The sequence below is a fragment of the Atopomonas hussainii genome (assembly GCF_900109735.1).
GTDB classification, from domain to species: domain Bacteria; phylum Pseudomonadota; class Gammaproteobacteria; order Pseudomonadales; family Pseudomonadaceae; genus Atopomonas; species Atopomonas hussainii.
In genome coordinates this window covers 139224-160914 of record NZ_FOAS01000001.1, presented here as the reverse complement: position 1 = coordinate 160914, position 21691 = coordinate 139224, and the positions used below count along the sequence as shown (strand labels likewise).

15 protein-coding genes and 1 tRNA gene are annotated in these 21691 nt (G+C 60.4%); 4 read left to right on the top strand and 12 right to left on the bottom strand.

Annotated features, from left to right (window positions below):
* Positions 1–13 precede the first annotated feature (13 nt).
* On the bottom strand, positions 14–1363 hold the full coding sequence (locus BMX80_RS00775; RefSeq protein WP_074864131.1) for a DUF1329 domain-containing protein: 1350 nt from the start codon (positions 1361–1363) through the stop codon (positions 14–16).
* A 10-nt stretch (positions 1364–1373) separates the two neighbouring features.
* Positions 1374–3260, bottom strand: a complete 1887-nt coding sequence (locus tag BMX80_RS00770; RefSeq protein ID WP_074864129.1) for a DUF1302 domain-containing protein — start codon at positions 3258–3260, stop codon at positions 1374–1376.
* A 139-nt stretch (positions 3261–3399) separates the two neighbouring features.
* On the opposite strand from BMX80_RS00770, the gene BMX80_RS00765 reads away from it, so the two are divergent.
* On the top strand, positions 3400–4440 hold the full coding sequence (locus BMX80_RS00765; RefSeq protein WP_074864127.1) for an AraC family transcriptional regulator: 1041 nt from the start codon (positions 3400–3402) through the stop codon (positions 4438–4440).
* Between the two features lie 36 nt (positions 4441–4476).
* Here the strand turns inward: BMX80_RS00765 and BMX80_RS00760 are convergent, their stop codons facing one another.
* From BMX80_RS00760 to BMX80_RS00725, 8 genes are all read right to left on the bottom strand, one after another.
* Positions 4477–5955: a DUF1254 domain-containing protein gene (locus tag BMX80_RS00760; RefSeq protein WP_074864125.1), complete on the bottom strand. Its 1479-nt coding sequence runs from the start codon at positions 5953–5955 to the stop codon at positions 4477–4479.
* Between the two features lie 172 nt (positions 5956–6127).
* On the bottom strand, positions 6128–8671 hold the full coding sequence (locus BMX80_RS00755) for a LuxR C-terminal-related transcriptional regulator (protein ID WP_074864122.1): 2544 nt from the start codon (positions 8669–8671) through the stop codon (positions 6128–6130).
* A gap of 100 nt (positions 8672–8771) precedes the next feature.
* The gene (locus BMX80_RS00750; RefSeq protein WP_074864121.1) at positions 8772–10133 is read right to left on the bottom strand and encodes a DUF1329 domain-containing protein; all 1362 of its coding nucleotides are present in this window, start codon (positions 10131–10133) and stop codon (positions 8772–8774) included.
* A gap of 20 nt (positions 10134–10153) precedes the next feature.
* Complete coding sequence (locus tag BMX80_RS00745; protein WP_074864119.1) at positions 10154–11992, bottom strand: DUF1302 domain-containing protein; 1839 nt, start codon at positions 11990–11992, stop codon at positions 10154–10156.
* Between the two features lie 217 nt (positions 11993–12209).
* Complete coding sequence (locus BMX80_RS00740; RefSeq protein WP_074864117.1) at positions 12210–13544, bottom strand: spinster family MFS transporter; 1335 nt, start codon at positions 13542–13544, stop codon at positions 12210–12212.
* 167 nt (positions 13545–13711) lie between these two features.
* The gene (locus BMX80_RS00735) at positions 13712–14929 is read right to left on the bottom strand and encodes a CaiB/BaiF CoA transferase family protein (protein WP_074864115.1); all 1218 of its coding nucleotides are present in this window, start codon (positions 14927–14929) and stop codon (positions 13712–13714) included.
* Complete coding sequence (locus BMX80_RS00730; protein ID WP_074864113.1) at positions 14917–15819, bottom strand: extracellular catalytic domain type 1 short-chain-length polyhydroxyalkanoate depolymerase; 903 nt, start codon at positions 15817–15819, stop codon at positions 14917–14919. The genes BMX80_RS00735 and BMX80_RS00730 overlap by 13 nt, the downstream gene beginning before the upstream one ends.
* A gap of 79 nt (positions 15820–15898) precedes the next feature.
* Entirely contained in the window at positions 15899–17071 is a 1173-nt protein-coding gene (locus BMX80_RS00725) for an acyl-CoA dehydrogenase (protein WP_235821585.1), read from the bottom strand.
* Between the two features lie 238 nt (positions 17072–17309).
* Between BMX80_RS00725 and BMX80_RS00720 the strand changes: the two genes are divergently transcribed.
* Together BMX80_RS00720 and BMX80_RS00715 are read left to right on the top strand one after the other, a co-directional pair.
* Positions 17310–17386 (top strand) — tRNA-Arg (locus BMX80_RS00720).
* A 117-nt stretch (positions 17387–17503) separates the two neighbouring features.
* Positions 17504–18247, top strand: coding sequence for a class I SAM-dependent DNA methyltransferase (locus BMX80_RS00715; protein WP_074864109.1), 744 nt, complete (start codon positions 17504–17506; stop codon positions 18245–18247).
* Between the two features lie 25 nt (positions 18248–18272).
* Here BMX80_RS00715 and BMX80_RS00710 read toward each other — a convergent pair whose 3' ends face one another.
* A complete protein-coding gene (locus tag BMX80_RS00710) occupies positions 18273–18704 on the bottom strand; it encodes an acyl-CoA thioesterase (RefSeq protein WP_217641962.1) in 432 nt (143 codons plus the stop codon).
* Between the two features lie 83 nt (positions 18705–18787).
* Between BMX80_RS00710 and BMX80_RS00705 the strand changes: the two genes are divergently transcribed.
* A complete protein-coding gene (locus BMX80_RS00705; protein WP_074864107.1) occupies positions 18788–20209 on the top strand; it encodes a rhomboid family intramembrane serine protease in 1422 nt (473 codons plus the stop codon).
* On the opposite strand, the gene BMX80_RS00700 is transcribed toward BMX80_RS00705, so the two are convergent.
* Positions 20206–21633, bottom strand: coding sequence for a tetratricopeptide repeat protein (locus tag BMX80_RS00700; protein WP_074864104.1), 1428 nt, complete (start codon positions 21631–21633; stop codon positions 20206–20208). The two genes, BMX80_RS00705 and BMX80_RS00700, sit on opposite strands and share 4 nt — an antisense overlap.
* Positions 21634–21691 lie beyond the last annotated feature (58 nt).

Below are 21691 nucleotides of genomic sequence, written 5' to 3'. Positions count from 1 at the left end.
TTTTTCGCGCTGCTTAGTTCTTGCCCCCTAGGCGGCGCAGAGCATCCGGTTTGAAGTCTTGGCGCAAAGCGGTGTCGCCGAAGCGTGCTTCTCGTTGCACTTCATTGCTGAGGCCACTGACCAAGTAACGGCGCGACTGTAGGTCATGAATAGCCTCGGCGGTCATCCACGGTACTAAGTCGTTATAGAAGTTCATCTGATAAGCAATGGAGGTTCGCCAGAGCTCTCCGCGCGCGTCGTAGTGGTCGGCAAGGGCAATCTGCCAGGTGTCTTCGTCAATAAAGAATGTGCGCTTCTGATACAGGTGACGCTGACCGGGCTTGAGTTCCCCGGTGATTTCCCAGACGCGGTGCTTTTCGTAACGTACGTAGTCGCTGTTCAGGTGCCCCGGCTGAATGAGCTGGCTGTACTTCAGGCTTTTGTCATGCAGGCGGTAGTTGTTGTAGGGAATCAACAATTCGCGCTTGCCTTTAAGCGTCCAGGTGTAGCGGTCAAAGGCGCCATTAAACATGTCCATGTTGTCGGAAGTGGCGAGGCCCTCCGAGCTGTTTTGCGGCGAGTCATAGGCCAGCGTCGGTGCGCGCCTCACGCGTCGTTGTCCGGCGTTGTAGGCCCAGGCTTGGCGCGGGCTCTGTAGTTGATCGAGGGGTTCGTGAATCAGGGCAATATTCCCTGCCAAACGCGCTGGGGCTAAGGTCTGCCCGATGAAGTAGAAGAGAATATTGTGCTCTGGGCTGTTGTCTTGAATGTGGCTGGCAAAGACCTGTGTTTGGCGAATCAGGCTGGCCTGGTAGCTGCCATCGATTTGCACTGGCATGCGGTGCGTTTCTCGGTTAACCGAACCACCGCGGTAACGAGTGATATGGTTCCAAAGCACTTCCTCGGCACGTTCTGGGATAGGGAAGGGCACTCCCTGGCTATACCCGCCTACCAAGCCACTGCCGCTGGCGTTAAGGCTGATCTGGGTAGCGTTTAAGCGGCTTTGCTGCAGGATGGCTTCTGGATACGTAGCGCTGCGGCGAGTCGGGTACTGGTTTAGGTAAAAGCTTTTCGGGTATTGGCGAAGCATCGCTTGGGTGCCCGGACTCAACCATTGTGCAAACTGCGCGATGTTGCTGGTGTCGATGCGCTGTTGCAGTGGGTCGGCGTGGTAAGGGTCCGTTAGGCTTTTGCTGGCGCTGCGCAAGCCGCCGTCCCACGCGGGGATGCTCCCGTCGGCATTAGCGGCACGCTCGGCGCCTATTGGGGTTAGCTGTTGATCCAGTTGCGTGGCGGTTTGCGCTGACACGGCACACAGTGCCGGCTTGCTGAGTAGCAGCCCGACGACCAATAGCGTTCGGCAAGCGGTAGGGCGATTAAACATAAGGGTTTCCTCAGAATTTTGCGCCAAGCGTGAAGGTGACGAAGTCGCGATCGGTTTGCGGGTTAAAGTCGCCGCCAAAGAAATCGGTGTAACTGACGGCGGCGCTGTAGCGGTTTTGGTAGTCGAAGCTCAGGCCTAGCGTGATGGCTTGGCGGCCTTCGACGAACTGAGGGGCTGGCGAGGGCGCATTGCCGTTCACATCGTGGCGCCAGGCCAGCGATGGGGTGACTTCAATGCCAGGCAATAGGCTGCTGTAGGTCAGGTTGGCGCGGGCGGCATAGCCCCATGACCACGCCGTGGTGTAGCCCTCCAGCTGGCAATATTTAGGGTCGAGAGCCGGGTTTTTGCAGGCGATCGCAGCCCCCTCAACTCCCGAACCGTAGACAGCTTCGCGGCCATAAGCGAGTGTCTCCACAGGCTCTAAATCGGCGACATGCACAGCACCTACTTCAGCAACCAGCAAAAGGTTGTCGGCGCCCCAAATGTTGCTAACTGTTTGGATTGCGGTGAGTTGTGCTTGGCTAACAGGTTTGCGTCGATAGCCCTGTACGGCCGTGCCATACAAGCCCGCAGCTTTCGCCAAAATAGGGCCGCTGCCTGGGGTGGTAATGTTGAGACCAAACAGCTCATCAACAATCGGCGACTCGGTATCTAAAAAGCCGCTGGCATAGAGAAAGTCTTGACCATTAATGGCGATGGGCTGGTTGGGGCGGTGGCTAATTTCACCCGCTAAGGAAACGCCCCAAGGGCCTGATGTGTTGAAGCTCAGGCCATACAGGCGGATGTCTTTGGGGTAGGCCATTTGATACTGCGGCGCTTGGGCCAACGGGTTGGCGTTGCTGCCGCCGTAGGCGGGATTGTTGGTGACCCCGGGTAAAAAGAAGCCGCTGCCTGGGCGCCGCGAGTAGTCGGCTGTGATGGCGTTTAGGTAGGGCAGTCGACTGTGGTAATTCATCGCATAGAAGGCGAACTCGGTACTGTTTAGCGCTTCGGCAAAATAGTCCAAGCGTAACCCCCACTGTCCGCCATCACTGGGTGTGTCATCGCTCAGGCGCGGAATACGCATATTGGCCCCCACAGGGAGCAGAGGATTGACTAGCTGCAGGTTGTCTTGTTGCGCCTCGGTTCGGCCCGCTACGGCATACAGTGGCTCACAGCCGGGTTGGCTGGCATCGGATTGGGCGAAGAAGGTACCGCAACCGGGCTGTACGGTGGCTCGCCACTCCAGCTGATAGAAGGCGCTGGCGGAGAGGTTGTCACTAAGCCCCAAGGACAGGTTAAACAGGTTGACGGGGATTAACGCTTCTTTGATTTCGACACCTGGGCTGGTGAGGGCATTGGCGTCGATGGGGTTTATCACGTTCAAGCCACCTTGAATAAAAGTGCTTTCGCCCCAGCTCAATACTTGCTGGCCCAAGCGCAGATCCAGTGGCCGATCATTGAGCTGAAATTCGCCCCAAACGTAGGCATCCATCAGCTCGGCGCCGCTAAAGGTTGCCAGTGAATCAAAGCCTGAGTCGTCGAAGTCTTTAAAGCGTGCGTTACCGTTTTCCAGCAGATCGTCGTACCACAGCTTGCCACTGAGCTGTAGGCCAAGATTGTCGTGGCTCAGAGCCAACTCTGAGATGACTTTTAGCCGCCGTGAAAAGGTATCGCCGGCGTTAAAATTTTGTCGTCCATCATTGCCGTTAATCCCGGCGGCAGAACCGCCGTAGGCAATCGGAATAAAGCCCTTGTCTGGATTACTGGTGCTAACACTGAGGCCGGCTGACAAGCTGTTGTCCCAGCGTCCGCTAATACCGTTATCGAGTTCGAAGGTGGCGGCCTGACAAAGTGCGCTACTGAACGCGAGCAGCGGGCATAGGAAGGCGCCGCGCCCTTTGCGAGATGTGTGCATGGAATGCCTCAATGATTGTTTTTTTTGTTGTTAGCACTAGCGGTTGTCCCGCCGAGCTGGAGGCTTAAGATAGGGAGCGGCGGCGCAGCTTTCTTGGCATGTCGGGCCGCTTTTTTGGCATTTCCAGACAGGACGACGAATGCATAGCGCTCCTCATGAGCTAGTCCACACCACCATTGCGACTTGGGCGCTGGCGATTCAGCGAGCGTTACAGGGCTATGGGATAGAGGCCGAACCGCTGATGCGAGAGGCGGGAATCGATCCGGGTGCAGTGCTCGACCCGGAGTCTCGGGTCGCGGTGGTGAATATGTGGAAGCTGTGGCACTTAAGCGTGGAAAAAACCGCCAACGATGCTTTTGGCTTGCAGGTTGCCGCGAGCCTTTATCCTACGCATTTGAATGCCATGGTGTTTGCCTTACAGGCCAGCACGACTCTACGGGAAGCCCTGCAGCGCTTGCAGCGTTATGTGCGGGTGGTGACCACCATTGCGCAGCTTGATGTGCGGGAGAGTGAACACGGTGTGATGTTGATTTTGGGCTCTGATAGCACCGCTTCGCCGCAGCGGCCGTACTACCCGATTGATGCGTTTATGGGTGTCTTGTTCAGAACTTTCCGCGAGCTATTGGGTGCTTATGCGGCCGAAGGCTTGCTTTCGGTGCAGCTACGCCGGCCTCGCCCGCAACAAGCGATGGCGTTTGAGCAGTTTTTTGATGTGCCGGTGCATTTCTCGGCGCAAACCAATGCGCTGCTGATGGCCACTGGCGTGCTGGACCGTGAGCTGCCTTGGGCCAACGCGACGATTGCCGGAATGCATGATCAACTGCTGCGCGATTACCTGGGGCGTATGCGCCATGAGCACGTCAGCCTGCAAGTGCGCAAAGAAATCATTGCCTTGCTGGGCACCGATCAGTGCGGCTTAGAGCAGGTAGCGCTGCGTTTAAACATGAGTGGGCGCAACTTGCACCGTAAATTGACTGAGGAAAGCACCTCGTTTAAGGAGCTGCAGGACGAAATTCGCCAGGACTTAGCATTGCGATATCTGAGCATGCCCAGCATGAGCTTGAATGAGGTGGCATTTAATCTGGGTTTCATTGACCAGAGTAGTTTTAATCGGGCCTTTAAACGTTGGACCGGAACGAGCCCCGGGCAATACCGGCGCGGCTCGAAAGCCCGGTCATGAGACAACGCCGGGTGTGTGCCCGGCGTTGTCTTGCGCTTATTGAACCCTTTGCACACCAGGGATAAAACGCTGCAGGGTGCGAGGGTTGCGTGTGGCCTCATTAGGCAAGTAAATGCGGTAGTTAAGGCGGAACAGCCCCGATGCGGGTGTTGGCAGCCAATTGCTGGCCTGCCCGGCAGGCGGTTGATGTTGGATATACAGTGTTAACGAGCCGTCGTCGTTGTACTGCAAGCCGGGGGTTGAGCTGCCAATGGAGTAGCGGTTGATGGCGTTATCGACGAGCTGGAAGTTCGTCCCGTACAAGGTGATCGACCAAAAGCCTTTGTCTTGCAATTGCGGCAATGCCTCGCGTGCAAAATGCAAAACATAGCGGCTTTGCCCGTCCAGCAGTTGCCCGTTGCCGTCTTCGTAGGTACTGAAATACACCCCTTCCTCGCGATCATGCACCATCAGCCCCTCTAGAGCGCCTTCGGCGCGACTGATGAAGTGAAAACCGTAGGTGCCCTCGTGCAGGTTGTTCCACCGAGTGGGGTAAGGGGTGCCGCGATACTTCACTTTCCATGTCATCAGGTCTTGGCTGTCGTGCAGGGCGCGCTTGAGACCGGCGATTGTTGCCGGGTGAAGCGAGCTGGCATCGAAGGGCTTGCCCAGTTCAATACCGATACTTTGGAACATGCCAACTGCTGCGCGTTGCTCTTGGCGTGGCGGGTTCTCATTGAGCAGATCGACCATGCGCTCGAAAAAGGCCAGATCCCCCTCGTAGGTCTTACGTGTCATGGCAACCGGCGTTACCTTGCCCAATCCATCGGGCTGCCCCCAATGGCTCAGCGAGGTGGTTTTAACCTGCTGTTGCAGGGCCAAGACACGCGGCAAATCTTGCGGGTCTTCTTTACTGACGCCGTAACGCAGGGCTAGGGCGCCGGAGTGCGTGGGCAAGCGCCGTAGCTCGACACCTTCAGGGACTACACCTTGCCAGTCGGGGCCGACGAATAGGTAGTGCCCGCCTTTGCCTTGCGTGGCTCGCGTGCCGATATAGCTGACGTTTTCCAGATAGGCATCGACCACTTGGACGCTCCAGTAGCGGTCGAGCACATCCGGCAAGCTGAGAATCACAGGGTCGTCTTTTAGCTCTAGCATCACGCCGCTATAAACGGTGTCGTTGTTGGGGGTGTAGGGCAGCTCATCTGCGGAGGTGGCCAGTTTAGTCATGTGGCCAATTTGGTTAATGGGGGCGCAAGGGCAAATTTGTCGCTCCGTGACAAAGCGCAATTTACGCTCATTGAGGCGTAACAAGCGTTCGCGATCGGTAATCGTTAGCGGTAGGCCCCACACATAGGCTTGCATGCCTAAGGAGTAGGCCCAGTTTTCCTGGGCTTGGGCGTCGCGGGCGCGCACCTGATCTCGCGTCAGACCGGCATCGGGATCTTTTTTCTGCAGATTGGGGATGGCTAGGTATTGGTAGCCAGCGGCCAAGCCTGCACACAGCAGTGCGACCGCAAATAGTTTGCGCTTCATGGGCATTCCCTGTTGTTGAAAGTATTGGGAATGTCACTCTAGGCAGGCCGGCTTGGCGATTCTCCGCTCTGGGCGCCAGTTTTTTAGCCATTGCCGACAGGCTAGACGGATGAAGTGTGTCGCGCTGTTTGGATGAATAACTGCGTATGTCGGCGATTCCTTTAGGTTGCATTCAACCCAGCCAACCCTGTGCCTTGGCGTAAGCCACGGCTTGGGTGCGGCGCGCTACGCCGAGTTTGACGTTGATGCGCCGGGCGTGGGTTTTCACCGTGTGCAGGGAGATAAACAGCCGCTCGGCGATCTGTTGGTTAGAGTCGCCAGCGGCGATGCGCTCAAGCACATCGCACTCGCGTTCCGACAACGGGCAGGCTTGGCTGGCCTGTTGCTGGCCATGTAAACGCTCTGGCCACGGGGCTTGGCTGAGCAAGCTGTGGCAGTCCGGCGCCCAGCGTGCGTAGTGGCGCAGTAAGGGCCAGTGCGGATGGCTTTCGGCGTGGCTGAGCGCGCTGTGCCAGGCTTGCTGTGCGCCTTGACTGTCGCCCTGCACGGCCAGTGCCTGGCCGTAGATCAGGTACGCCGCGCTGGCTAAGGCCATGCCTTGCTGGCGCAGTTGCGCGGCCAGCGGGGCCAAACGCGCGGCGCAGGCAGCGGGTTGGTTTAAGTGCAATTCGGCTTGGGCGAGCAGCACAGTGCAGCGCGGAATCAGGTCATAAAAGCCCGAGGGCGCCAGTTGCGTGTGACTGGCCATATCACCCAGCACTTGCTGGGCAATGCTCTGCGCTTGTTCGGCTTGGCCCTGTTGCAGCGCCAACCAGGCGTGACCGTAGCGCAGCACTTGGCGGTAGCGCGCCGGTGAGACATGCAGCCACTGCATTTGCCGTTCGGCGCGGCGCAAGGCGTCGTGGGCTTGGTCGAATAAGTCGAGCGCGAGGGCCTGCTCGACTTGGCTCATGTAGCCCAGCAGCAGGTAGGCGTCTTCGCAGCTGTGTGCTTCACGCAGGCCGTGGGCCAGTGCGTTGCGGGCCTCCTCGGGGTGCTGGCGACTATCCAGCAGTTGTCCTTTGAGCAGCAGCAGGCGGGCATACACCGGGCCGCGCACGCTGTGTTGCTCAAGGCTGTTGAGTGCTTGCTGGCACAGGCTTAAGCCACGCGCCAGATGCCCTTGCAGGCACAAGAGGTGTACCCAGTCGACACTCAGCAGGGCTTCGAACAGGCTGTTGCCGCTCTCGCGTGCTTGGCGCAGGCCTTCTTCGATATGTTGCTCAGCCAGCCCCAGCTGCTGCTCGGCGAGCGCCTGCTGAGCCAGTGCCTGATGGCAGAGGATATGCTGCGACCAGGCTTTGCGCGGCAAATAGGCCAGCGCTTCGCCACACAGCTGGGCGGCGTCGGGTAGGCCGCGTTGGCGGCTGAGCACACCTTGAATGGCTTGGTATTGCGCCAACAGCTGGCGCTGGCGGGTGGCGTCGGGTTGCGGCAGAAAGTTGGCCAAAGGTGCTAGGCATGGTTCGACATCATCGAGCTTGGCGCAAATGATCAGCGCCCACGCTTGCAGGGTGATCAGGCGCGGCGTGCTGCGCAGCAGCTCGGCGGGAAGGGCGCTGCGCCACTGTAAAAACTGCGCCACGCTGTGACCGATCAGCAGTTGGTCTTGCCCATAACGCTGCAGATATGCGGCGGCGATCTCGTTATCGCCAGCCCACACCGCGTGTTCTACCGCCTCGCGCAGCAGGCCTTGTTGGGCAAACCACTGGCAGGCCAGTAGATGGCTTTGCTTGATCGGCAGCAGTGCGGGCAGGCGGCGCAGGCATTCGGCCAGCGGTTGCCAGAGTCGATACCACTGCCCTTGGCTATCCAGCGGGAGGAGAAACAGCTGCTGCTGAGCGAGGCTATCCAGCAGGCTGGCGCCGCCTTGTTCGGCCAGCAGTAGTTGACACAGTTCGGCATTAAAACGTGGCAGATGGGCGAGCAGGCACAACGCTTCGCGAAGGGTTTCTGGCAGGCCGCTGAGCACTTCGTGCTGGATATAATCGGTCAGTAGCGGGCTGCCTTGGCGCAGTCGCTCGCTGAGTTCTGCCGGCTCACCGAGCAGCAGCAGGCAAACCCCGGCCAGCCAGCCTTCGCTGTGTTGCAGCAGGGCTTTGCGGCTGGCGCCGGGCAGGTTGAGGGCGCGGGCTTTGAGCAGCTGATCCAGCTCGTCGCGCGTCAGCGCTAAATCGGCGGCGTTCAGCTCACGCAGGTCACCCTGTAGCAGCAGGCGCGGTAGGTGCCACGCCGGGCGGCGGCGCCCGCTGATCCACCAACACACGGTGTGTGGGGTGCGCTCTAGGAGGCGCTCCAGCGCGGCGTCTAGGTCGGCGTTGGGTTGTCTGGGGTAGTCGTCGAGCACAATCCACAGCGGCTGCCGTGGGCGTTGCAGCAAGGCGCAGAGTTGATCAAACGGCTCGGCGGCGCTGCGGGTGTGGTCTAGGGCGCTGCTTAAACGGCTGGCGAGCGTATCGAGGGTTAGTGGTTGGCCGAGCAAATCTAGCCAGAGCACTGCGGTGTTGCTGGGGGCTTGGCGCACGCATTCGTTGAGCAGCACGCTTTTGCCAAAACCCGCCGGTGCGCAGATCAAATTGACCCGGCTGCCTTGTTGCAGGCGTTCGGCCAGCCGTGCGCGGGGTGCGTGGGCGTGGGGTAAGCGGGGCAGGTGACTGTAACGATCAGAGGCAGGCATAACGGCAGCGCTGTTGGTTGTTGTCGCTTGAGTATGTCGCGTGGCGAAAAAAAGGCGACCGCAAGCGGTCGCCTGAATACAGGAGCAAAGTCGTCGGTGATCAGCGCACGCCAGCGTTACGCAGCGCCGCCGGGGTGAAGTCTTTGGCGGAAGCCTCGGTGCCATACAGCACGCCGACTTTCTCTTCGTTCTTCATGCCGATGGCCAAGTAACGGCCAACGGTGAGGTCGTAGAGCGCTTCGAAGGCATACACCGGCGCCTCGACCGCGTAGTGCTGCAGGAGCATGGCTTGCCCCACGCGCCACAATTGGCCACGGCCGTCGTACAGCTCGCTGGCGGCGATCTGCCAGGTGTCTTCGTCGAAGTAGAAGCGGCGTTTGGCGTAGATGTTGCGCTCGCCGTTTTTCAACGTGGCTTCTACTTCCCAAACCCGGTGCAACTCGTAGCGGGCCAGCTGCTGGTTGGTGTGCCCAGCTTGCAGAATCTGCTCGTAGCTCACCTTGGGCGAGTCCAGCTCGTAGTTGTTGTAGGGGATATACAGCTCGCGCTTGCCGATCAGCTTCCAGTCGTAACGGTCGGGTGAGCCGTTGAACATGTCGAAGTTGTCCGAGGTGCGCAGGCCGTCAGAGGCGGTGCCCGGGCCGTCGTAAGCCACCTGCGGGGCGCGACGTACACGGCGTTGCCCAGCGTTATACACCCAGGCCATGCGCGGCTCGGCCACTTGGTCGAGGGTGTCGTGCACCAACAGCACGTTACCGGCTAAGCGCGAAGGCGCGGTGACGCGTTGCTTGAAGAACAGCAGCGCGTTGCTGGCACGCTCCGGCGCGAGGTCGGGCATGTTGCTGGGGGAGGCCACTTCGTCTTCAAAACGCACGATGGTGAACGAGCCATTGGCTTGCGGCGTGGCCTGCACGATGTTGCGCTTCAGGTTGCCGCCGCGATAGCGGGTGATGTGGTTCCACACCACTTCCAAGCCATTTTGCGGAATTGGGAAGGCGTAGTAGCGGCTGTCGGCGAAGTTTTTCAGCCCGTTGCCACCGGCGAGCAATTGCGTGTTCAGCGCGCTGCGCTTGGCCGCCTCGTTAATGGCCTGCGGCACGCGGGCCGTGCGGTGGCTGGGATACACCTTGATCACAAAGCTTTGCGGGTAGCGCTTGAGCAGGGCGATCTGCCCCGGTGCCAGCTTGCTTTCATACTGGGTGTAGTTGTCGGCGGTGATGGTGAACAGCGGCTGTTCGCTGGCAAACGGGTTGCTGAGAAAGCCGCCGGCGTCCATCTGCCCGGCATCGGGGCCTAGGCCACCGGTCCATGCGGGAATGCTGCCGTCGGTGTTGCCGGCCAGTTCACCACCGAGCGGGGTCAGTGCGCTGCCGAGTTTATCGGCTTCGGCCGGGCTGACCGCGGCCACGCTGTAACTGCTCACCGCCAGCGCTAGGGCGGTGACTAAGGTGCGAAGCATCATACAAAGCATCCTGTACTGAATTAGAAGTTGACGCCGACGCTAAAGGCCACGAAGTCGCGGTCGGTCAGGGTGTTGTAATCACCGCCAAAGAAGTCGGTGTACGACAGGCTGGCGGTGTAGGTGTTTTGGTAGTCGGCATCCACACCGAGGCTCACGGCCTTGGCGCCTTCGTTGAAGGTGGGGCCGTAGCCATCCACGTCATGCGCCCACGACACGTTGGGCTTGAGGTTCACCCCGGCAAAAGCGTTGCTGTATTCCCAGATGCCGCGCACCCGGTAGCCCCACGAGTTGCTGGTGGTAAAGCCGTGGTAGCCGTAGTCGCGCGCGGCGGCCACGTTGCTGGCGGCGGTGCCGTAGGGCGAGCCGTAGATTGAGTCGCGGCCATAGCGCAGCTCGTTTTGGCTCTCCAGATCGCCGATGTGGGTGTAGCCCAGCTCGCCGACCACCGTGAAGCGTCCGGCGCCCATCACTTGATCGAAGAAGTGCGTGAAGGTGGTTTGCAGCTGCGTGACCGGCTTGCGACGGTAGCCCGCAACATCCTGACTGCCTTGCGCCATGGCTGCGGCGACTCCACCGGCACCGCCACCGGCGGCGGTAAAGGCCCCGGCGGGAATGGTCGCCAGCTTGCCGGTCATGTCGGTGCCGTTGAGTTGCAGCGGCTGATTGGGGCGATAGCTCAGCTCACCCGACCACGCGGTGCCGGTGGGCAGACTGGTGGAGAAGCTCAGGCCGTACAGGCGGATATCCTCAGGGTATTCGAGGTAGTAACGGCCGTTACCCAGCAGCAGCGGTTGCGCCAAGGCGCCGCCGGCGGTAGTGAAGGCGCTGGCAATTTGCGCCGGGGTGGCGGTAGTGAAGCTCACGTTAGGGGTGCGGCTGTGGTAGTTGATGAAGTACGCGCCGTATTCGGCGTTATCACCCAGCCAACGCAGTGCCACACCAAACTGGCCGTCGTCACGCGCATCGCGGTCGCCGCCACGCGGCACAATCAGGCCCTCGTCGACGAGGGTTACACCACGGCTGGCCAGCAGCGTAGCCGAGCCTTGCAGTGCATTCACGGTGCCACGGTCGAGAATCGTGTAGTTGTTCACGCAGCCATCGGCCAGCACATCGGTACCGAAGAAGGTGCCGCAGTTGTCCAGCACGGTCTGGTCCCATTCCAGCTGGTAGAAGGCTTCGGCGCTCAGGCGGTCGGTGAGGGTTTGCGAGACATAGAACATGTTGACCGGAATCAGACCTTCTTTGAGCTCGGCACCGGGGCGGCGCAGCGCCGACACATCAAACGGGTTGATGGCGTTGATGCTGTTGCCGATAAAGGTGCTCTCGCCCCAGCTGACCACTTGCTTGCCCAAGCGCACGGTGCCGGGCAGATCGGCGATGGCGTAGTTGTGGTAAACGAACGCGTCGAGCAGCTCGGCGCCGCTGGCTTGCGCGCCTTGCTTGCGGTTGCTGTCGTCGATGTCTTTGAACAGGCGGCTCTCGTCTTTGAGCTCAAAGTCGTACCAGTACTTGCCGCGCAAAAATACACCGCTGTCGCGGTAGCGCAGCTCGAGGTCGTGGATGCCCTTGAAGATTTTCGAGAAGGTTTCGCCCTTCTTGAAGTTCAAGCGGCCATCGTCACCGGTCTGCGTGTAGCCGGTGCCGTAGCGGTTGTTGCTGGCGCGGTTGGCGCTGCCGACTAAGTCGGGATCGGCGCCGCGCACGCTCCAGCTGGCGCCGAAGGTGAGGTTGGAGTCGAGCTGGCCTTCGATCTCGCCAATGTTGAACGTGACGGCCATGGCCTCGGCGCTCATGGCCATGGCGATCGCCAGCGTTAGTGCGTGTGGCTGGAACAATCCCGGCCTTGTTCTTGTTGTCATACGGCTCTCCGCGGTTGGGGTGTAACTGCACGCACCCTAACCAGCGGCCCGCAGAGCGATAAGCGCACCAAGGAATGATTTTGCCTGTCGCTCGAAAGTATGAAAGCCCACGGTTAACGGGCTCTAGAAATGCAAAAAGCCCCAATGAATGGGGCTTTATTGCTGTGGGTGATGGGTCATCCTTTGGCGGATGACCCTGTGCGCGTGAGCGGCTGCCTTAGCGCGCCGCCGACCACTGCGCCAGCGTGCCTAAGCTGGCGCGGTACGGTGCCAAGCCACGGCCCAGCAGCCAGATCGAGCTGAGCACCGCGAGGCTACTCACACCGGCCAGCGAGTAACGCAGCGCGGCGGGGTCGCCGAGCACGAAGTCGGTCACCAACGCCACGGCAGTGGGGCCTAGGCCTAAGCCGATCAGGGTGATCACGAACAGGTAAATCGCCGAGGCTTGGCCGCGCATGCTGTTGGGCATTAACTCTTGAATGGCCGCTGGCGCCACGCCAAACGGCATGCTGAGGAAGAACACCGACGGCACCAGCAGCGCGGTGGCTAACCAGGGGTCGTTCACCAGCGGGAATAGCGCCACGCTGGGCAGCGCGCCCACGGCGGCGTACCAGCCCACGCGCATGTTGGCATCGTCTTGGCCACGGCGGCGCAGCCAATCGGCCAAACGCCCGCCGGACAAAATACCCAAGCAGCCGCACACCGCGACGACCGAGCCGTAGACCACGCCCACCTGCCCGGCATCCCAGCCGTAGGTGCGAATGTAAAAGGTCGGAATCCACGCCGAGCTGCCATAACCGGCCAGCGCCAAACCGGCAAAGCCCAAGTTGTGATGGATGACTGTGCGGCGAATGCTGCGCAGATATCGCCCCACTTCGGCCAGCGGAATCGCTTGCCCGGCGCTCACGCCACGGCGCACCGGCTCACGCACGGCCAGCATCAGCAGGGTAAACAGCACCCCGGCGACGCCGAGCAATAAAAAGATGAACTGCCAAGGGCGCACTTCGCCCACCACCGGCAGCTGCACGTTGCCTTGTTGCTGGGCAAAGTGAATCACCAGCCCGCCGAGCAAAAATGCCAACCCCGAGCCTAAGTACACGCCCATCGAATACACGCTCATCGCCGTGGCGCGGCGCTCGGCGGGAAAACTATCGGCAATCAACGAGTAGGCCGCTGGCGACAACGCGGCCTCGCCGACGCCCACGCCAATCCGGCCGAGCAGAAACTGCCCGTAGCTCTTGGCCAAACCGCAGGCGGCGGTGGCGGCACTCCAAAACAGCACGCCCACGGCAATCAAACCACGGCGGCTACGGGTATCAGCCAAACGGCCCAGCGGAATGCCGCACACGGTGTAAAACAGCGCAAACGACAAGCCCATCAGCAGGCTCATCTGCGTGTCGTTAATGGCTAAATCGCGCTGAATGGGGCCGACCAAGAGGTTAAGAATCTGCCGGTCGATAAACGACAGCACATAGGCCAGCATCAGAATGATGACACTGCTCCAGGCAGCCAGCGCAGAAGGGTAGGGCGGTTGGTTCGGGGCAGCAGACATGGCAACACTCCAAGGCAGGGGGATGGGTTCCAGCGTGCAAGAACCCCCAGCCTAGGCAGCGATAGGCACTGGGCCTATCGCTCGAAGGTATTATTGGCGGTGTTATTGGCGTGTTGAATCACGCTGATGGCGCACACTGAATACCCGCGGCCATCCCGGCCGCGCCGCTACACTACCCCGTTGCCTTGCAAGGCGGCAATCTCTGCGGCGCTCAGCCCCAGCACCCGCGCCAGCACTTGCGCGCTGTGCTCGCCCAGTTGTGGCGGCGGCAGGCGGTAGTCCACCGGGCTGGCCGAGAGGCGCAGCGGGCTGGCCACCTGCGGCACGCTGCCCACGGCATGCGGCATCTCTACTTTCAGGCCACGGGCGATCACCTGTGGGTCGGCAAACACTTGCGCCAAGTCGTTGATCGGCCCGCAGGGCACGCCGACGGCTTCTAGTTCACTGAGCCACTGTGCGCTGGTTTTAAACACCGTGACTTGGCGAATCAGCGGAATCAGCTCGGCGCGGTGTTCCACGCGCGCGCGGTTAGTGGCAAAGCGTGGGTCATCGGCCCATTCGGGCTTGCCGGCCACTTGGGCAAATTTACGAAACTGCCCATCGTTACCCACAGTGAGAATGAAATCCCCATCGGCGGTGGGAAAGCTCTGGTACGGCACGATATTCGGGTGCGCGTTGCCCAAACGCTGCGGCGCGCGGCCGGTGGTTAAATAGTTGAGCGCCTGATTGGCCAAGCAGGCGACTTGTACATCGAGCAGCGCGGTATCGATGTATTGGCCAACGCCTTCGCGCTCGCGGTATTGCAGCGCCGCCAAAATAGCGATGCTGGCGTACAGGCCGGTGAGCACATCGGTGAGGGCCACGCCGACTTTCACCGGCCCGGCGCCTTCGCTGCCATCCGGTTGCCCGGTAAGGCTCATCAGGCCGCCTAAGCCTTGCACCATAAAGTCATACCCGGCGCGGCTGGCGTAGGGGCCATCCTGACCAAAGCCGGTGATCGAGCAATAAATCAGCTTAGGGTTAACAGCTTTCAGGCTGGCGTAATCCAGCCCGTAGGTAGCCAGCCCACCGACCTTGAAGTTTTCGATCAGTACATCCGATTTGGCCGCCAGTTCGCGCACCAAACGTTGCCCCTCGGGCTGGGTGAAGTCGATGGTTAGCGACTCTTTATTGCGGTTGGCGCAGAGAAAGTACGCCGCCTCGCGGCTGTCGTGGCCGTCGCGGTCTTTCAGGTACGGTGGCCCCCACTGGCGGGTGTCATCGCCGCTGCCGGGGCGTTCGACCTTGATCACCTCGGCGCCTAAGTCGGCGAGGTTCTGCCCGCACCACGGGCCGGCCAGCACGCGTGACAAATCCAAAACCCGAATACCGCTTAGTGCACCCATGCTGAGCGTCCTTTACTGGTGAATGATTGGGCGAAGTCCCAAACCGCTTGACTGGCCGAGAAATCGCCGCCGAAGTTCCGGCGATTGCGCCGACTGTGGCCGCCGGGCCACACATGCTCACCGCCGGGCACCAAGCGCAGCTGCACAGGGGCTTGCGGGCACGCCCAGCGGGTGAGGGTGGAGCCATCGGCGAGTGTTTCAATGCTCTGTTTAGCGTCACAGCCACGTGCTGCGGCCAACAGCTGCAAGCTGTCGCGCACGCCACGGTAGTGCACCCCGGCGATCGAGTTTGCGCCCACGCCACCATTGAAGGGCACGTGCGAATCGGCACTGCCGTGGATATGCAGCACGGCGGTGGTTTGCGCGCCGGGGCAGTCGTCTAGGGTTAAGGTGCCGGCCACCGGCACGATGGCGGCAAATACGCCCGGCAGCTCACAGGCCAAGCGATAACTGAGCATGGCGCCGTTGGAGTGCCCGGTGGCGTACACCCGCGTGGCATCCAGCGTCTGCTGTTGGTCGATAGCCACCAGCATGGCCTGAATAAACGCCACATCATCGACCTGCTCTTTGGCGGCGCGGCCACAGCATTGCCCGGCATTCCAGGTGCGTTGGTTACGCAACAGGCGCCCGCCGGTGCCATTGGGATAGGCGACCATAAAGCCAGCGGCGCTGGCGACGTTGTTCATCGCCGTGCTGCGTTCGACTTGGGCTGCATTGCCTAAACCGCCGTGCAACACCAGTAGCAAAGGCCGTGGCGCGTCGGTGGCTGGCGCGGGCACAAACAGGCGGTAACTGCGCTGCTCGCCGTTAACGGTGAGGGTGTGGTCTTGCCCCTCGGCGGCTTGCACCGTCAGGCAAAGCATACCCAGCAGCATCAGCAGCGTGCGCATCTTGCTCTCCCAGTGGCCTGTGGCGCACTCGGCAAACACCGCGCTGACGCGGTGCTTGCCGAGGCCGAACGTGGCGTGGTTAGCCGGCGAACGCCGCGATGCCGGTGATGGCGCGGCCGAGAATCAGCGCGTGCACATCGTGGGTGCCTTCGTAGGTGTTGACCGCCTCGAGGTTCAGCACATGGCGAATCACCCCGTACTCGTCAGAGATGCCGTTGCCGCCGTGCATGTCACGCGCTACGCGGGCAATGTCGATGGCCTTGCCGCAGTTGTTACGCTTGATCAGCGAGACCATCTCGGCACTGGCGTTGCCAGCGTCGAAGGCACGGGTAATGGTCAGCGCGGCATTCAGGCCCAGAGCGATTTCGGTCTGCATGTCGGCGAGTTTTTTCTGGATCAGCTGATTGGCCGCCAGTGGGCGACCAAACTGCTGGCGATCCAGTGTGTATTGCCGCGCGGCGTGGAAGCACGCCTCAGCCGCACCCATCGCGCCCCAAGCAATGCCCAAACGTGCGCGGTTCAAGCAGGCAAACGGCGCAGAAATGCTGGTGGCGTTCGGCAGGCGGTTTTCTTCCGGCACAAACACATCCTGCATGACGATTTCGCCGGTGACGGATGCGCGCAGACTGAACTTGCCTTCGATCTTCGGCGCGCTCAGGCCCGGCATGCCTTTATCGAGCACGAAGCCGGCGATCTTGCCTTCGTCAGTTTTCGCCCACACGACAAACACATCGGCGATTGGCGAGTTGGTGATCCACATCTTCGCGCCGTTGAGCAGATAACCGCCGTCGACCTTTTTGGCGCGGGTTTTCATGCCGCTGGGGTCGGAGCCGTGATCTGGCTCGGTGAGGCCAAAGCAGCCGACGAACTCGCCGCTGGCCAATTTGGGCAGGTACTTCTCGCGCTGCGCTTCGCTGCCAAAGGCATGGATGGGGTACATCACCAGGCTCGACTGCACGCTCATTGCCGAGCGATAGCCGGAGTCGACGCGCTCAACTTCGCGCGCCACTAAGCCGTAGCTGACATAGTTCAGGCCCGCGCAGTCGTAACCTTCGATGGTGCAGCCGAGCAGGCCCAGCGCGCCCATCTCGCTCATGATCTCGCGGTCGAAGCGCTCCTCGCGGAAGGCGCTGCGCACGCGCCCGGCGAGCTTGTCCTGACAGTAGGCATGCGCCGAATCGCGCACCTGACGCTCTTCGGTGGTCAACAGGTCATCCAGATGCAGGATGTCGTCCCAACGGCAGGCGGCCAGCTTATGTGATGCCAATTCCCCTTGCTCCTATAGATGCGGCAGCGTGAGTGCTGCGGGTGTGTTGTGATTAGCAGACAGAGCGTTTGAAATCTTTAACGCATGCTATGCCTGTCCTCAGCAGGGGGCAAGCCGCTGTGCAAAAAAATAAACACAAGTGACGAAAACTTTGAAAACCGCTCACGCGGATGGCATGGACGCTCTAAGTCAGGATGGGTATCATGCGCGGCCTACACTGCACGCACCTGTAGCTCAGCTGGATAGAGTATTGCCCTCCGAAGGCAAGGGTCGTGGGTTCGAATCCCGCCAGGTGCGCCATCTTAAAAGCCCGAGCTACTGCTCGGGCTTTTTGCGTTATTTGAGAAGCATCCGTTGCCGCAGTGCACAGTGAACCTGCACGGGCTTTGCTGCATGAATAAGTAAAGGCTGTCGCTGATGTCTGTGAATGCGCTGTATACCGACCTGTCGGGTTATTACGATTTGCTTTGTAGCGACGTGGATTACGCGGCGCAAAGCCAAGCCGTGCATCGCCTGCAGCAGTTGTTTGGCAACGGCGGCACGGCGCACCTCGACTTGGCCTGCGGTACGGGCGCGCATGTACGGCATTTTCTTGATTTGGGCTATCACAGTAGCGGCTTAGACATTAATCAGCCGATGCTCGACCAAGCGGCACAGCGCTGCCCCGAGGCGCAGTTTGTCTTGGGTGACATGGCGAGCTTCAGCGTGCCGGCGCGGCAGGACTTGATCACCTGCTTCTTATATTCCATGCACTACAACCCCAGCGTCGCCGCGCTGACGCAGTGCTTTGCCAGCGTGTATGCCGCCTTAGCGGTAGGCGGGGTGTTTTGTTTTAACGCGGTGGCTAAAGACCAGATCGATAACCGCCTGTTTGCCACCCACAGCTTGGCGCATCAAGGTAGCATGCTGACGTTTCGTTCCAGCTGGTACTACGCAGGCTTTGGCGAGCAGCAAGCATTAAAACTGCGCATTGAAAAAGACAGCGCCGTGCAAACCGAACAATGGCAGGATGAGCACGCCATGGTGGCCGTGAGCTTTGCCCAGCTGACTGAGCTGCTTAGCCCTTATTTTGATGTGCACCTGCTCGCCCACGACTACGAGAAAATTGTCCCCTGTGAGGCCACCGCCGGTAATGCCTTGTTGGTGTGCGTAAAGCGGTAAGTGCGGTGCTTGAGCGCAGTGTTAGCTAACTTTCAAAGCCACTCTGAATCGCCTCAATCTTCGCCACGATGCTGGCGGGGATTTCGCAGCTTTTGCCGGCGTTGTAGTCATAAAACACCACCAGCCCTGTGCCTTCGGCGGCAAGGCGCTGGTGGGTGAGGCTGAATACTCGGTAGTGCATGGTGAAGCGCTTGGGCTGGATGTTGTCGATCCAGCTGACGATACGAATGCGCTCGGGGTGGCACAGCGGGGCGCGGAAGTCGCATTGCGTGCTGGCCAAGATAGGGCCGATGCCGGTGGCCTCTTTGTGCTCAACCACCCCCGCTTGGCTAAAAAATGCCATGCGCGCATCTTCAAAATAGCGGAAGTACACCGTGTTATTAACGTGCTGGTAGGCGTCCATATCGCCCCAGATTACTTCTTGTTCGAGGCTGATGGGGTAGGTTTTGTCTAACATGCGGGCTCCGGTTAACACCTTGGATTGACCCACCGGAGTGCGCACTGGACAATCGCGCTTTTGCTTGCCGAGGCACCACACGGATGTTGGTCATTCCCATTGAAGATAAATTCAGCTGGCGCCACCTGCCATGGGTGACGGTGCTGCTGATTCTGTGCAATAGCCTAATCCACCTGTACATGGAAGGTCGCGATCAACGGCTCATGGTGCAGGCCGAGCAGGTGTATTTAGATGCTCAGTTGCAGCGCAAAGAGTGGCCGCTATTTCTCGCCTATTTAAAGCCTAAAGATGCCGAAACCTGGCAAGAGTTGCATGAACTAAGCCCGGCCGATGCGGTGAGCAGTGGCGTGTTGCCGCTGCTTTGGTATGACCGCGACTTTACCGCGCACCTAGAGACGCACTGGCAGAAATCGCCGGATGCGCTGTGGCAAAGCAGCCGTGAGTCTTTTCAAGCGGCGCTGCAGCGCGTCAGCGCCTTTGCCTATGGCTTGACGCCTGCCGAGGCTAAACCGTGGGCTTGGTTGAGTTACCAGTTTCTGCACGGCGACTGGGGCCATCTATTGGGCAATATGCTGTTTTTGGCCCTGTTTGGTTTTGCCTTAGAGCGCCATCTTGGCGCTGGATTGTTTATCGGCCTGTATTTGCTCTGCGGTGTGCTGGCTGGCTTGGCGCATGCGCAAAGTGATTGGACGAGCGCCGTGCCCTTGGTGGGCGCCTCGGGTGCGATTGCTGGTTTGATGGGCATGTACTTGGGCGTGTACGGCCTTAAGCGGCGCGAGTTCTTTTATACCGTGGGCTTCTGGTTTGGCAGTTTCCGCGCGCCTGCGGTGATCATGTTGCCCGTGTGGCTGGGTAAAGAGTTGTTCGGCGCTTATTGGTCGGACGATAACGTCGCCTATTGGGCGCATGCCGGCGGCTTAGTGGCGGGCTTTGTGCTCACTTGGGCGCTGCGCCGTGGCTGGCGTAAGGTCGATGAGCAGCTGACGCAGAGTGTGGAAGAGGCGCCGGCTGTGGTGCTGCCGATTCCTGAGCGCCTGCTCGATCAGATTGAGGCCTTAGAGTACGAGAGTTCTTGGCCTGCCCTGCAGCGCGTGTGTCAGCAAGAGCCCAACAATGTGCAGGCGTGGCAGTACGCGCTGGAAGTCGCCAGTGCGTTGCGTCAGCGCGAAGCGTGGTTACAGCAGGTGGTGCAAGTCGCTTTGGCTGGTCAGCTGAATAAAGCCGAGCAGCAAACCTTACTTAAGCTGTATTTGCCCAGCGGGCAATTTGGCCCGATGCCGGCGGGGCTGGCCTTGGGTTTGAGTGAGGTGCTGCTGCGCTTAGGCAGTGCTAACCGCGCCGCGCCGCTGATCTTGACTGTGCTGCAAGCCGGCACACGGCATCCGAAGATTGTCCAGCAGGCTTCGCGTATCGAGCAGGCGCTGGCCGGCATGGTGTTTGAAGAGTTGCGCCTGCAACTGCAGCAGGCGCGTGAGCGTGTGACTAAGGCGGCGCCGACGGCCTAGTTCGCTACGGCGCTGCGTCGCAGCCCTGCTAGCACCGTGGCGAAGGCTTGTGCTTCCTGTGCAATGCTGGTGCCGGCAGCGCGTTTCAGTACAAAACCCAGCAGTTTCTCCGCGTTGCCAAGCTGGCCTAGGCCTTCGGCCTGAATGCGCGCCAGCAGCAAATAAGCTTGTGCCAGCGCCGGGTAGCTCGGCGCTTGTTGATGCAAGCCGACCAGCAAGGTATTGGCTAACTCATGGCGGCTTTGCCGGTAAGCGTGCTCCGCCAGCTGATGGCGCAGGCGCGCATCGTGCGGCAGTAGCTCGGCTTGTTGCTGACGGGCACGTTGCAGCGCTTCTACGGCTTTGCCACCTTGGCCTTGTTGCAGCAGTAAGTTTAAGTACACCTCAAGGTGCGCCTGCATGGCTTCGCGATCACCGAGCAAACTTAGCAGGCGCTGCATGCGTTGGTGTAAGGCCAGATCTTGGCTTTGCCGCGCTAGGGCGCGATTCAGCACCTCGCGGGCTTCATTCAAGCGCTGTGCGCGAATCAGCACGGTGGATTGGCCCAGCGCCTGCTGGCTGAAGTAGTCAGCCTCTAGCAAGGTTTCGCCTCGCTCGGGCTCATCGGTAATGCCGAGGCTCTCGGCACGGCTGAACAGCACGTAGCCCATCATGGCGTGACTGACTACGGCGAAGTAGCAGCTGGTCGCACCGAGCAGCGCGCTAAACAGCGCGTTGTTTTGTTCTTCCGGTAGCCACGCCGCGACGATAAAGGGCCCAGAGGTCACCACCGAAAAACACAGCCACAGCAGTAGATAGCTCCAGCCGATACCCAGCATCACCTGTGCGAGCAGAATCGGGTTTAGCGCGCGTAATGCCGAGCGTGTCATGGCCAGCACCATGATGCTGGCGGGCAGCGCCAAACCGGCAAACGCCAGATAGGCCAGCCCGAACAGCGGATGCACGCTGGCTGCACTCAGGCCTAACGCGGTAAAGCCGACATACACGCCAATTTGCTTCAGAAACAGGTTTTCCTCTTGGCCGAGCATCACGCTGCTCAGCGCTGGCGGTGTCCAGTTGTCTTCAGCGAGCAATTCCACCACGTGCAAGCTGAAGCGAATCACCATGGCGTAAAACAAAATGTTCAGCAGCAGGCCCAGCAAGCCATCTGGCGCGGCGCCTTGGAGCAGGGCGCCGAGTAGCACCAACAGCATCGCTTGGCCCTTGATGGGGTAGGTAAAGAAACGCGCGCTGATTTGCCAAAAGGGCGTCTTGGTGTTGGCCGGCGGCAGGTACAGCAGCGGCGTGCGACAGAGCACGCAGCGCGGCTCGTCAGCGGGGAAATTGCCATCCCCGCCGGGCACGCAGGTGGCGCAGAAATGCGTGTGGCAGCCGGGGCAGTTCCAGCGCGTGGCGAGTCGATGGTGGTAGTGGCAAACGTCCATGGCCCGAGTTCCAGAAAATAAGACGGCGCAGAGCATAGCGCAGATGCTCTACGCCATG

Coding starts and splice junctions, on each gene's coding strand:
- BMX80_RS00775 (WP_074864131.1), bottom strand. CDS start 1,363: ATGTTTAATCGCCCTACCGCTTGCCGAACGCTATTGGTCGTCGGGCTG.
- BMX80_RS00770 (WP_074864129.1), bottom strand. CDS start 3,260: ATGCACACATCTCGCAAAGGGCGCGGCGCCTTCCTATGCCCGCTGCTC.
- BMX80_RS00765 (WP_074864127.1), top strand. CDS start 3,400: ATGCATAGCGCTCCTCATGAGCTAGTCCACACCACCATTGCGACTTGG.
- BMX80_RS00760 (WP_074864125.1), bottom strand. CDS start 5,955: ATGAAGCGCAAACTATTTGCGGTCGCACTGCTGTGTGCAGGCTTGGCC.
- BMX80_RS00755 (WP_074864122.1), bottom strand. CDS start 8,671: ATGCCTGCCTCTGATCGTTACAGTCACCTGCCCCGCTTACCCCACGCC.
- BMX80_RS00750 (WP_074864121.1), bottom strand. CDS start 10,133: ATGATGCTTCGCACCTTAGTCACCGCCCTAGCGCTGGCGGTGAGCAGT.
- BMX80_RS00745 (WP_074864119.1), bottom strand. CDS start 11,992: ATGACAACAAGAACAAGGCCGGGATTGTTCCAGCCACACGCACTAACG.
- BMX80_RS00740 (WP_074864117.1), bottom strand. CDS start 13,544: ATGTCTGCTGCCCCGAACCAACCGCCCTACCCTTCTGCGCTGGCTGCC.
- BMX80_RS00735 (WP_074864115.1), bottom strand. CDS start 14,929: ATGGGTGCACTAAGCGGTATTCGGGTTTTGGATTTGTCACGCGTGCTG.
- BMX80_RS00730 (WP_074864113.1), bottom strand. CDS start 15,819: ATGCGCACGCTGCTGATGCTGCTGGGTATGCTTTGCCTGACGGTGCAA.
- BMX80_RS00715 (WP_074864109.1), top strand. CDS start 17,504: ATGTCTGTGAATGCGCTGTATACCGACCTGTCGGGTTATTACGATTTG.
- BMX80_RS00710 (WP_217641962.1), bottom strand. CDS start 18,704: ATGTTAGACAAAACCTACCCCATCAGCCTCGAACAAGAAGTAATCTGG.
- BMX80_RS00705 (WP_074864107.1), top strand. CDS start 18,788: ATGTTGGTCATTCCCATTGAAGATAAATTCAGCTGGCGCCACCTGCCA.
- BMX80_RS00700 (WP_074864104.1), bottom strand. CDS start 21,633: ATGGACGTTTGCCACTACCACCATCGACTCGCCACGCGCTGGAACTGC.